Raw genomic sequence first — 12,639 nt, forward strand, 5'->3', positions numbered from 1 at the left:
GTGCATTCATGAAACGACAACGAAGTAAGATCTTAATCGGTTTGCTAGCTATCATCCCATTATTATTATTTGCCTATTCTGGCATGACATCCAATAATCAATCAACCAAGCAGCTCAGTACTAATGTAGCAGCTAACAAAAATGAAGATGTACACATCAAAGATCAAGAAGATGTACAAGCTACTAAAACGGAGCTAACACTTAGTCATGAAAAAATTGTAGAAAAAACAAGCGCATTTATGGATATACTAGTACAAGAGACTGATCAACAATATAAAGTGAAAGGAATGTCAACCAAACAAGCGTTAATTAAAGCGTTTAATGATGTGGCAAGTTCAGAAGTTGCAAAAAAATATGTTGATGTTTACTATAATGAAAAAGATGATGGATTGTATATTGTTCCAACTGAATTGCCACCATGGTTCGTTGCAGATCAAGACTATCAAAAAGAAAAAATATCGGATAATAAGTATCGGATTCAGCAATCGAATCAAAGTGACTTGTATGGGAATTATGAAATTGAACTGGAGTTGTCCTATGTACAACAAAAATGGAAAATTACATCCGTTAATTACAACTACCAAAATGATGATACAATAGATTCAAATCAAGCAATATAATGAGGGACAAACATGAAAGTATTTAAAGACTATTACGCTAACGAAGTAACCCTATCATTTGAAAATCATCCTTTTGAAAAAAATCCAAAGCATGTCTGGGTTATTTGTAGGTGGCAAGGAAAGTGGCTATTAACCAAACACAAAGATCGCGGATTAGAATTTCCAGGTGGAAAAGTAGAAGCTGGCGAAACAGCAGAAGAAGCAGCGATTCGTGAGGTGAAAGAAGAAACTGGTGGACTGGTTGAGACGCTTTCTTACATTGGACAATACTATGTGAAAGGAAAGACAGAGCATGTGGTGAAAAATATTTATTTCGCGGAAATAAATAACCTGCTTTCGCAAGTAACCTATTATGAAACGGAAGGCCCTGTATTATTAAAAGCATTGCCTTCAACCATTAAGACAGATCGTACGTTTAGTTTTATTATGAAAGACCAAGTGCTACCTTACAGTTTAAAGCAAATTAATAGCCTGTTAAACACCAGAAAATAATGAGTTTTGGTATCGCACAGAAAAATTGGAAACTTCAAGACAGGCTTTTATTTGAATATCAGTAAGCTTACATGGTAAATACTGTACCACACATGTCATGTACTTACTGATATCCGTTGCTAACCAAATTTTAAATCTTTTTCAATAGCCATTTTTCTAGCTTATCAACTGCTTGATACATTAACGCAGCAATAAAAGCAATGACAATCAGACTATACAATACAAGTGTAAAATTAAATACTTGAAAACCATAAACAATTAAATAACCTAAACCTTTGGAAGCTACGAGAAATTCACCGACAATTACCCCAACCCAAGAAAGTCCAACATTAACTTTAAAAGTAGAAATAATCGCAGGAAGTGAAGCTGGAAATACCGCTTCTTTAAATAGCTGCCATTTGGTAGCACCGAAACTTTGTAGAACTTTTAAATAATTAGCATCCACTTCACGAAAAGCGCTATAAACGACCAAACAGGTGACAATAATAGAAATGATTGCCCCCATTGTAATAATGGAACCATAGCCAGGTCCTAATGCCACAATAATAATTGGACCTAATGCTACTTTTGGCAAAGCGTTTAAAACGACTAAATATGGATCAAGTACATGGTAAAGTTTTCGTGAATTCCATAGCATGAAAGCAATGAGTATCCCACCAAATGTCCCGAGTAAAAAACCAGCAAATGTTTCTAAAACAGTAACCCGTAAATGGAACCACAAGTCTCCACTACTAATATTTTTAATTAACGACTGCCCGACTTTCGTTGGAGAACTGAAAATTAACGGATCAATCCAGTGTAAGCGACTCGCTATCTCCCAAAGTGTGAAAAAAAGTATAAATATAAGTAATTGCCAATATCTCGTACTTCGATGCTCGGCCTTTAGTCTTTTTTTATGTTGATCAAATAATGCTTTATCCGATAGATGTTGATTCAAGTTGATTCAACTCCTCCCAAATGCGATCAAATAAATGCTGGTATTTCGCATGTTTTCTTGCATCAAAAGGGGATAATTGTCGTAGTTCAATTGGGACTTCAAATTGTTGGTGAATTCTACCTGGATTCGCATTCATTACATATATTTGATCACTCATGGCAATTGCTTCGCCGATATCGTGCGTAACTAGTATGGACGTCTTATGATATTGCTTTAATAAAGCAGAAACTAAATCTTCTAGTTTCAACTTTGTTTGAAAATCTAAAGCAGAAAATGGTTCATCAAGTAAGAGTAAAGAAGGATCGGTAATCAGTGTCCTGGCCAGGGCAACACGTTGTCGCATGCCACCTGATAAACTACTTGGATAAGCATCAATGACAGATGATAAACCGATATCCTTCAGTAATTGTTTTGCTTTTTCAATGGTTTGATTATCCAGCGTTTTTCGTATTTTTGGTCCAATTAATACATTATCGATAATTTTTTTCCATGGGAATAAATAATCCTGTTGCAGCATATAGCCCATTTCACTTTGTGTTTCTGTCACGTTCTTTTCGTTTAGTGTTACTTTTCCAAATGTAGGCTCAATAATGCCAGCTAAAATGGACAGTAAGGTTGTTTTCCCACAGCCGCTAGGTCCTAGTAGAGAAATAAAGGCGCCTTCCTCGACAGAAAGACTGATATTCTCAAGTGCTTTTGTGTAATTCGAAGTATTGAAATAGTAATGTGTGAGCTGTTTACCTTTTAATAAACTCAAGGATCTTTCCCTCCTTATTCGTTCATAACCTCTTCCGCAATTTCTGTATTTACGATAGTGTTATGCGCGATATCGGCTGGTAGTTCCCCTGCTTCATCCATAATATCTTTTAAATTTTCCCATTCTTCTTCATCCAGTACTGGGTTTTCAGCAAAAGATCCTTGGTCTTTGTATCTTTTAATGGAAGAGGTGAGTAAGCTTACATCTGTTTCTTCAAAATAAGGTTGCACAATCGACGCAATGGTTTCGGCATCATTTTCTTGAACAAATTGTTGTGCTTTATAGAGTGCGCGTGTAAATTTTTTAGCGATTTCTGGGTTTTCTTTTAAATAGCTTTGTTTAGCCATAAAAACGGTATAAGGTACGTGACCAGAAGCTTCGCCAAATGAAGCGACAATCGTTCCGTTCCCGTCTGCTACAAATTGACTTGCAGTAGGTTCAAACAATTGCACATAATCTCCAGTTCCGGATAAAAATGAGCTTGAAATGTTTGCGAAATCGATGTTTTGAATTAAGTTAAGATCTTCGTGTGGATCAATGCCATGTTCTTTTAACACATATTCTCCTACCATTTGCGGCATACCGCCTTTACGTTGCCCTAAAAAGTCTGTTCCTTTTAAGTCTTCAAATGAAAAATCAGTGACGGGGTCTCTTGCAACAAGAAATGTACCATCTGTTTGTGTTAGCTGAGCAAAGTTGATGATCGGGTCTTCCGATCCTTGTGCTTCTACATAAATAGATGTTTCTGATCCAACTAAACCAATATCAGAACCATCGGATATTAGAGAAGTCATCACTTTGTCACCACCGGCAATGGTTTGCAATTCTACATCTAACCCTTCAGCTTCAAAATAACCTTTTTCTAGTGCAACATATTGTGGCGCATAAAAAATACTGCGAGTTACTTCCGCTACTTTTACAGAAGTTAAACTTTCACTACTGGAACACCCCGAAAAGATAAGTAATAACAAAATGGGAACGACCCCGAACAAGCTTTTTTTCATGTTAATATCCCCTTCTTAAAGCTACTATGTGATTTAATTTATGCAAATGGTTAAAAATGTGTGCTTGCCTAGTTTCTGATTTAGCGAAGAAACGGTTAAAGGGAATGGAACGTGGTACATTAATGGTGAGAGGGTAATTCGATGTTCGATGACCAACCTTATTTTGTAAGACCAACATTGTTATCTATGCAAACAACGTAAGAAAATCATCAAAGCTATGTGTTCGATTGGTAAGCGCTACAAAACTGCGCACAACGAATGGAAATTTCCGAGCAAGAAAAACAGGCACTTGAGGGTGAAATACACGTAAAGAAACCAGATAGTAAGATTCTAAAAGGATGCTTTACTATTCGTCATCTATTGCTTCGTTGTGTGTTAACTAGTTGGGTTGGTGCTCTAAGCTATTTACCAAAAGCCGTTCGCATGGGAAATCCGATCTAGCATTGGGTCGCTAGAAACCGCTGGTGTCTGTTTGAAAATAAATGTACAAATGGAATATGTCGAATGCACTAATCATCTGAACGAGAATTATTGACAATACTATTAGGTTTCGTTACGATAACACTCGTATAGTATTGTTATTACTGTGTAAATCGTCTGTTGTTTTACGAGTAAACTATTGCATAATGTAATAACAACACGTAAAATAAATCTATTCGACAAAAATATATGGTCGCTTTTTATGATTGAAGAGAAGAAGGGAGATTTAGCAGAATGGCTGCAAATCGTCGTTTATTTACCTCAGAGTCCGTAACAGAAGGACATCCTGATAAAATTAGTGATCAGATTTCTGATGCAATTCTTGATGAAATCTTAACAAATGATCCCAATGCACGTGTAGCGTGTGAAACTACTGTAACCACTGGCTTAGTCCTAGTTGCTGGAGAAATTACTACTTCTACCTATGTAGATATTCCTCAAATTGTGAGAAAAACAATAAAAGAAATTGGTTATACAAGAGCCAAATATGGTTTTGATGCAGAAACATGTGCTGTGTTAACAGCGATTGACGAACAATCACCAGATATAGCTGGTGGTGTTAATCAAGCACTTGAGGCTCGTGAAGGGCAAATGACAGAAGATGAAATTGAAGCAATTGGCGCGGGTGATCAAGGATTAATGTTCGGTTATGCCAACAATGAAACACCTGAATTAATGCCGTTACCGATTTCTTTAGCTCATAAATTAGCGAAGCAACTCGCCGATGTGCGTAAAGATAAAACGTTAGATTACTTAAGACCTGATGGGAAAACACAGGTAACAGTTGAATATGGCGAGAATGATGAACCAATTCGAATTGATACAATTGTCATTTCGACGCAGCATCATCCCGATGTTCCACTGGAAAAAATTCAAGCAGACTTAAAAGAATATGTGATTAATCCAATTGTTCCAGTACATCTATTGGATGGCGAAACGAAATATTTTATTAATCCAACTGGACGTTTTGTGATTGGTGGGCCACAAGGTGACGCTGGATTAACAGGACGAAAGATTATTGTAGATACATATGGTGGATATGCACGACATGGTGGTGGTGCATTTAGCGGTAAAGATGCTACAAAAGTGGATCGTTCAGCGGCTTATGCGGCTAGATATGTTGCTAAAAATATTGTTGCTGCAGAACTTGCTACTGCTTGTGAAGTACAACTTGCTTATGCGATTGGGGTAGCAGAACCGGTATCCATTTCAATTAATACATTTGGAAGTGGCAAAGTGAGTGAAGAAACGCTCGTTCAATCTGTGCGTTCTATTTTTGACCTTCGACCAGCTGGTATTATTCGCATGCTAGATTTGCGTCAACCAATCTATCGTCAAACAGCTGCCTACGGTCATTTTGGCAGAACAGATGCAACTTTCCCTTGGGAAAAAACAGATAAAGTAGAAGCGTTAAAGACTTTTGTGCAATAAATCTAAATATCAAAAAAGCACCAGGTTATGAACTGCACCCCAAATTTTAGACACTATCTAAAATTTGGAGGTGCTTTTTTAGTAAACAAGTTTGGCTAATTATTGTCCACATTGAACATTATCATTCAAATATAGCTGTTTAAGCTAAACATAGAATTGTAATGCATGGTATACTGTATAATAAGCAAATAATGAATGTTTGAAAGAAATGAGGTATGAACGTTGCGACACCAAGTTACCCGATTTGCACCATTATTGATGCGCTCTGTATTTAAAAAGATTTTTCCTGAAGTATCAAAGCAGTTACATTATTGGAAAACAAAAGCAGATGCGATTCCAAATATAGAATTAAGAGAGCAAGCTTTAGCAAGTATAAGCTCAAAAAAATTTCACTGCCAAGGTGGAAGTGTGTATAGTGTATTGGCTGAAGCAAGATGGAAAGATGCCATTCAATTCATTGTAGCGTATCAAACGATAAGTGATTATTTGGATAATTTGTGTGATCGAAGCACTTCATTAGATCCGAAAGATTTCCGTATGCTTCATCAATCAATGGAAGATGCATTGTCACCAGAGGCTGCTGTGAAGAATTATTATCAATTCAGAGAAGACCAAAATGATGGTGGATATTTGACTGCCCTAGTCCAAACTTGTCAAGAAGCCTTAAGGAGTATACCGTCATATGAAATGATACAAAGTTATTGCTTGCGTCTAGAGCAATTATATAGTGATCTTCAAGTACATAAACATGTAAAAAAAGAAGAGAGAATTCCCAGGTTAGAAAACTGGTTTCAAAATTTTAAAGAAAAATGGCCATCTTTAAGTTGGTATGAATTTTCTGCATCAAGTGGGTCAACATTAGGTATTTTTTGTATGATTGGCTACGCGATGGGGGGGAAAATGAATGTTTCATTAGCGGAAAACATTCTTGAAAGTTATTTTCCATTTATGCAAGGGTTACACATCTTGCTTGATTACTACATTGATCAACAAGAAGATTTGGAGGAAGATGATCTGAATTTTTGTAACTATTATCGGGATGAAACACATTTAAAAGAGCGGTTATTATTTTTTATTAAGCAAACAAACAAAAGCGTTCAACTATTGCCACATAAACATTTTCATGAAATGGTCCATAATGGTTTAGTTGGTTTATATCTAGCCGATCCTAAAGTAAAAGATTTACAAAATGGCAAACAAATAACTCGAATGCTTTTGCAAGCCAGTGGTATACGTTCGACGTTCTTTCACATAAATATCAAATTATATAATCGTCTGAAGGGAAAAACCCAAGAAGCGTAACTTCTTGGGTTTACTTTTTTTCAATAGCTAAAATAAATGGTGGCTGATTAATCTGGTTAATAAAACCATATTGCAGCACCCGATAATGTGCTTGGTCAAGTGCGGTTAGGTGATCATAAAGCGCATCTTTTTCTTCCGCTCCTCCAGGGTGACCGTGATACACAACAAGTACTATTCTTCCACCTGGTTTTAGATTAGCGGCTAATATGGATACTGCTTCGATGGTAGTAGCAGCTTTGGTAATAATCGTCTTATCACTTTTTGGTAAATAGCCAAGATTAAAGATTGCGCCAGCTACTTGTCCTTGCTGTTCTTTTTGTAGGTAGTTATCAATGTTCTCATGTCCATCTAAATGTAATTCAACATTGGTTTGATTATGTTGTGCTAGTTTGTTCTTCGTCTCTTCAATAGCTTGTTCTTGTACATCAAAAGCTAAAACTTTGCCAGTTTGTCCAGTTACTTGACTAAGAAAAAGTGTATCATTCCCATTGCCACAAGTTGCATCTACTGCAAGATCACCCGGCTTGATTACTTGTTCAAGTAACTCATGTGCAAATGGGATAACAGGCTTTAGCATGAGAGCACCTTGGCATGTGTATTGTGATACTTCCCTTGCCAGCTGTTTCGGCGGTCTAGTTCTGCATCAATACTGTTTAATACTTCCCATTTATTCATACTCCACATGGGGCCAATCAATAATTCCGGTGGTCCATCGCCAGTAATACGATGAATGATCATTTCTTTTGGAAGGATCTCTAGCTGATCGACAACAAGTTTAATATAATCTTCTCGGGATAAAAATTGAAGTTGTCCTTTTTCGTATTGTTTCACCATTGGTGTTCCTTTTAATAAGTGCATTAAGTGAATCTTAATCCCTTGGACATCCATCTCACTAACAGCCTTGGCAGTATCAAACATCATTTGATAATCTTCACCAGGTAGACCATTAATAATGTGGCTACAAACTCGAATATTGTGTTTGCGTAGCTTTTCCACACCTTCAAGGTAGCAATCCATATCATGGGCACGATTAATTAAATCAGACGTTTCTTGGTGCATGGTTTGTAAACCTAATTCTATCCATAGATAGGTACGTTCATTTAATTCAGCTAGATATTCGACAACGTCATCCGGCAAACTATCAGGTCTGGTTGCAATGGAAAGACCAACAACCCCTTCTTGTTTTAAGATCTTTTCGAATTTTTCTCTAAGTTCAGCTACAGGTGCATGCGTGTTTGTATAGGCTTGAAAATAACCCATATATTTTGCATCCTTCCATTTATGGTGCATGCTATCTTTTACTTTGTTAAATTGTGTTTCTAAATCATCGACACGATCTCCTGCAAAGTCGCCACTGCCTGCAGCAGAACAAAATGTGCAGCCGCCATGTGCTACGGTACCATCTCTATTTGGGCAGTCGAATCCGCCATCAAGTGCAACCTTAAATATTTTCTGTCCAAACGTGTTTTTTAAATGATAATTCCATGAATGATATCGTTTGTGATCAAACGAATAAGGAAATGGATTTTGCAACAATAAAACTCCTTTTAACTTATGTGTTTTCAACTTCATGCTTCTTCTAAGAGGCAGTTTCTTTTTCTTGTATAGAAAAAGATTTTTCGCATATCAATTATTGTAGCACGAATGAGGAACTAAAATCACTTCCTTATGTATGATTTCTTCATAATTACAGAAGCTAGCCACGAGGTGATTTAATGGCAACAAGACAGTCAATAGAAAATATCATCGAAAAAGCTGAAAACGTACTAAGCGAAGCAAAAGATCAATTAAATGTAGCAAATCGAAATGGCTATGAGATAAATGAATCCTATGATCGTGCGCAGAGACACTTGAGTAATTTAGATGCAGAAATTAATAAATTAATGGATAGTGCTAACCATCAACAAAGAGAACAGTTACATCGTTTACATTTACAGGTTAGTGCTTATTTGAATGACATGATCTTAGATCAAACTCAATTGTTTGATTAAGTTGTTTCTGATACCTTCTAAACTTGGTGTTGTAGCCGCTTGACAAATAGGAACGTTTTTTTTAAAATACGTATACAATAAGAGGAACAACAATGATGAGGAATAGTAACAAAGTCGCAAGTAAACTAGAGAGATAACGGTTGGTGAAAGTTATCCTTGTGATTCGTGAACTCGCCTTTAATGTTGTAGTGATGAACATAAGTAGTTGCTGCCGTGTGATTCTGCGTTAAAGAATAAAAAAAGTGAGTGTCTGCAAAGTCGGACATTAATTTTGGGTGGTACCGCGGGAAGACTCTCGTCCCATTTTGGGATGGAGAGTCTTTTTTACGTATATAGAACAAACGTTCCGAAATCGACTAATACATAACCTTAGAAGGAGGCATTATTTTCATGTCATTCGACCATAAAGTAATTGAAAAAAAATGGCGTAATTACTGGCTAGATAATAAAACATTTAAAAGCAATACCAAAACAAACAAGGAAAAATTTTATGCATTGGATATGTTCCCCTATCCATCTGGATCTGGTCTTCACGTAGGTCATCCAGAAGGCTATACCGCTACGGATATCATTTCACGCATGAAACGTATGCAAGGGTATGAAGTGTTACATCCAATGGGGTGGGATGCTTTTGGTTTACCTGCTGAGCAATATGCGTTAGACACCGGGAATGACCCAGAAGCTTTCACGCGAAAAAATATTGATACCTTTCGTAGACAAATTCAAGAGCTCGGTTTTTCGTATGATTGGGATCGTGAAGTGAACACGACAGATCCGAATTATTATAAATGGACCCAATGGATTTTCTTGAAATTATATGAAAAAGGTCTGGCATATGTTGATGAGGTTCCGGTAAACTGGTGTCCAGCATTAGGAACCGTGCTTGCGAACGAAGAAGTAATCGATGGAAAAAGTGAACGTGGCGGACATCCTGTGGAACGTAAACCAATGAAACAATGGATGTTAAAAATTACTGCCTACGCTGATCGACTTTTAGAAGATCTTGAAGAATTAGATTGGCCGGAAAGCATCAAAGATATGCAACGCAATTGGATTGGCCGTTCAGAAGGGGCAGAAGTAACGTTTGATATTGACGGTTCTGATGAGAAAATTACTGCTTTTACGACACGACCAGATACATTGTTTGGTGCAACCTATACTGTCCTTGCACCAGAGCACCCATTAGTAGATAAAGTAGTAACAGTGGATCAGCAAGCTGCAGTTACTGCGTATTTAGATCAAGTAAAAACAAAAAGTGACTTAGAACGTACTGATTTAGCAAAAGACAAAACAGGTGTGTTCACAGGTGGTTATGCAATTAATCCAATTAATGGTGAAAAACTACCAATCTGGATTGCAGACTATGTGCTAATGAGCTATGGCTCTGGAGCGATCATGGCTGTACCTGCACATGATGAACGCGATTATGAATTTGCCCAAAAATTTGATTTGTCTATCGTGCCTGTACTAGAAGGTGGCGACATCGCGAAGGAAGCTTATGTAGGTGATGGCAAACATATTAACTCTGATTTCTTGAATGGTTTAAACAAAGAAGAAGGTATTAACCAAGCGATTGACTGGTTAGAAACGCATAACAAAGGAGAAAGAAAAGTAACGTATCGATTGCGTGATTGGTTGTTCAGTCGCCAGCGCTATTGGGGAGAACCAATTCCTGTTATTCATTGGGAGGATGGAACAACGACAGGGGTTAATGAAGAAGATTTACCATTAGTACTCCCAAAAACAACAGAGATCAAACCATCAGGCACAGGTGAATCACCACTTGCGAATATTGATGATTGGGTAAATGTTGTCGATCCGATAACGGGTATGAAAGGTAGAAGAGAGACAAATACAATGCCACAATGGGCAGGTAGCTGCTGGTACTTCTTACGTTTTATTGATCCAGATAATACAGCGAAATTAGCAGACTACGATGACTTGAAGAAATGGCTCCCAGTGGATATTTATATCGGTGGAGCAGAACATGCGGTGTTACACTTATTGTATGCTCGTTTCTGGCATAAATTCTTGTATGATATCGGCGTAGTGCCTACGAATGAACCTTTTATGAAATTATACAACCAAGGAATGATTCTTGGAGAGAATAACGAAAAAATGAGTAAATCAAAAGGGAATGTCGTGAATCCAGATGAGATTATTGCAACACACGGTGCAGATACACTACGTTTGTATGAAATGTTCATGGGACCATTAGACGCTTCTGTTGCATGGTCAACCAATGGCTTGGATGGCGCTAGACGTTTCTTAGATCGTATATGGCGTTTATTTGTATCAGAAGAAAAGAATCAACTATCAGCAAAAGTAGTAGACAGTGTGACAAGTGACTCATTAGAGAAGGTATATCATGATACAGTCAAAAAGGTAACAGAGAACTTTGAGGATCTTCGCTTTAATACTGGTATTTCACAAATGATGGTTTTTGTAAATGACGCTTATAAAGCTGATGAAATATCAAAAGATTACGCAGAAGGCTTTGTAAAGCTGCTATCTCCTGTTGCACCGCACCTTGCAGAAGAACTATGGCACATCCTTGGTCATGATGAAACGATTGCTTATCAAGCATGGCCAGCATTCGATGAAGCGAAGCTAGTAGAGAATGAAGTGGAAATTGCTATTCAGGTGATGGGTAAAGTTAGAGCTAAAATCATGATAGATAAAAATGCCTCAAAAGAAGAATTAGAACAAAAAGCATTAGAAAATGAAACAATTAAAGAAAGACTAGAAGGAAAAACGATCCGAAAAGTGATTGCTGTACCTGGTAAGCTTGTCAATATAGTTGCTAACTAACCTCAATAAGGACCTATGCGTTGTAACGCGTAGGTTCTTTTTGCGTGAACCATGATAAAATGAAGAAGATCTCAGAAGCAGGGAGATTTTAAAGTGCAGGTACATTTTGTTTTCAAACATCTTAGAGTAAAATCGACTACAGTTAGGAGTATTTAGTTATAATCTACGTGGAATTCGAGCCTACGAAAAAGTAGGATTCGTGTAAGAAGGCGTGTTACGCCAGTCGTTAATTTACACTAATTCATTGTCTGATGAGATTATTATGGCGATACTAAAAAGTGATTAGGATAACCGCTATTGTAATTGTCCTTCCTTGTTCATATCTACACTCAAACGTATGGGTAGTTAGGTAAATAAACCACATAAAAAATAGTGATTTCTACAAAGTTAGAAGTTACTGTTTTATTTTAATTGTAACACTGACTTTTATCAGACCACTAAAAATAAGTTTAAAATTTCATGCACAACTAAGCTTGGTATATCATAACTTATTTTGTGTTTAGAATTAAGCTGGAGAACGTGTTTGCACAGTTTATGTTTTTAAATACTTCATTGGTTAATTTTTCTGTTGAAAAACAATTGACTTTAATCTAAGTATCCTGTAATATTAGTCTCGCTGTTGCAAAAGACAACAAAGTGAAAATAAAAAATGTTGACAAAAATAACGGCGGATGATAAGATGTAATTACTGTCGCACGAAACGATGTGTCAGTAAACAATTGATCTTTGAAAACTGAACAAAACAACCAATATGGTAAGAAGTAACATGCTAGTCAAGTTATGAGTAAAGACATCTCATAAAAGCACATTAGGT

General features: G+C 36.9%; 11 protein-coding genes, 1 pseudogene and 1 other annotated feature. Of the genes and pseudogenes, 7 read left to right on the forward strand and 5 right to left on the reverse strand.

Annotated elements, in window-relative coordinates; genetic code table 11:
• Positions 1–8: 8 nt before the first annotated feature.
• Entirely contained in the window at positions 9–620 is a 612-nt protein-coding gene (locus DES48_RS10420) for a hypothetical protein (protein ID WP_113869000.1), read from the forward strand.
• 12 nt (positions 621–632) lie between these two features.
• Positions 633–1,112, forward strand: coding sequence for an RNA deprotection pyrophosphohydrolase (ytkD, locus tag DES48_RS10425; RefSeq protein WP_079710965.1), 480 nt, complete (start codon positions 633–635; stop codon positions 1,110–1,112).
• Positions 1,113–1,242: 130 nt separating this feature from the next.
• Here ytkD and DES48_RS10430 read toward each other — a convergent pair whose 3' ends face one another.
• From DES48_RS10430 to DES48_RS10440, 3 genes are read right to left on the reverse strand one after another with little or no spacing between them, the layout of a single operon-like run.
• Entirely contained in the window at positions 1,243–2,049 is an 807-nt protein-coding gene (locus tag DES48_RS10430) for an ABC transporter permease (RefSeq protein WP_113869002.1), read from the reverse strand.
• Positions 2,027–2,806, reverse strand: coding sequence for an ABC transporter ATP-binding protein (locus tag DES48_RS10435; RefSeq protein WP_079710967.1), 780 nt, complete (start codon positions 2,804–2,806; stop codon positions 2,027–2,029). Before DES48_RS10435 ends, DES48_RS10430 begins: the two co-directional genes overlap by 23 nt.
• Positions 2,807–2,820: 14 nt before the next feature.
• The gene (locus DES48_RS10440) at positions 2,821–3,810 is read right to left on the reverse strand and encodes an ABC transporter substrate-binding protein (RefSeq protein ID WP_113869004.1); all 990 of its coding nucleotides are present in this window, start codon (positions 3,808–3,810) and stop codon (positions 2,821–2,823) included.
• A 714-nt stretch (positions 3,811–4,524) separates the two neighbouring features.
• On the opposite strand from DES48_RS10440, the gene metK reads away from it, so the two are divergent.
• Both metK and DES48_RS10450 read left to right on the forward strand, forming a co-directional pair.
• Positions 4,525–5,721, forward strand: a complete 1,197-nt coding sequence (gene metK / locus DES48_RS10445; protein ID WP_113869006.1) for a methionine adenosyltransferase — start codon at positions 4,525–4,527, stop codon at positions 5,719–5,721.
• Between the two features lie 222 nt (positions 5,722–5,943).
• Entirely contained in the window at positions 5,944–7,023 is a 1,080-nt protein-coding gene (locus DES48_RS10450; protein ID WP_281269238.1) for a tetraprenyl-beta-curcumene synthase family protein, read from the forward strand.
• 10 nt (positions 7,024–7,033) lie between these two features.
• On the opposite strand, the gene mnmM is transcribed toward DES48_RS10450, so the two are convergent.
• Both mnmM and mnmL read right to left on the reverse strand, forming a co-directional pair.
• Positions 7,034–7,600 carry a tRNA 5-(aminomethyl)-2-thiouridylate-methyltransferase MnmM gene (gene mnmM / locus DES48_RS10455; protein ID WP_113869008.1) on the reverse strand — a complete coding sequence of 189 codons (567 nt, stop codon included), beginning with the start codon at positions 7,598–7,600 and terminating at the stop codon, positions 7,034–7,036.
• On the reverse strand, positions 7,594–8,556 hold the full coding sequence (mnmL, locus tag DES48_RS10460) for a tRNA modification radical SAM protein MnmL/YtqA (protein ID WP_079710971.1): 963 nt from the start codon (positions 8,554–8,556) through the stop codon (positions 7,594–7,596). Before mnmL ends, mnmM begins: the two co-directional genes overlap by 7 nt.
• Before the next feature lie 182 nt (positions 8,557–8,738).
• On the opposite strand from mnmL, the gene DES48_RS10465 reads away from it, so the two are divergent.
• The 3 genes and pseudogenes from DES48_RS10465 to DES48_RS10475 form a co-directional block, all read left to right on the forward strand.
• On the forward strand, positions 8,739–9,014 hold the full coding sequence (locus DES48_RS10465; RefSeq protein ID WP_079710972.1) for a DUF2524 family protein: 276 nt from the start codon (positions 8,739–8,741) through the stop codon (positions 9,012–9,014).
• Between the two features lie 83 nt (positions 9,015–9,097).
• Positions 9,098–9,320 (forward strand) — a binding site (T-box leader).
• Between the two features lie 84 nt (positions 9,321–9,404).
• Positions 9,405–11,825: a leucine--tRNA ligase gene (leuS, locus tag DES48_RS10470; RefSeq protein WP_113869010.1), complete on the forward strand. Its 2,421-nt coding sequence runs from the start codon at positions 9,405–9,407 to the stop codon at positions 11,823–11,825.
• Between the two features lie 90 nt (positions 11,826–11,915).
• Positions 11,916–12,111 (forward strand): annotated as a pseudogene (locus tag DES48_RS10475) (GNAT family N-acetyltransferase); the annotation flags it as partial.
• Between the last annotated feature and the right edge of the window lie 528 nt (positions 12,112–12,639).

It is taken from the genome of Paraliobacillus ryukyuensis (genome assembly GCF_003315295.1).
In the GTDB taxonomy this organism is placed as follows: Bacteria; Bacillota; Bacilli; order Bacillales; family Amphibacillaceae; genus Paraliobacillus; species Paraliobacillus ryukyuensis.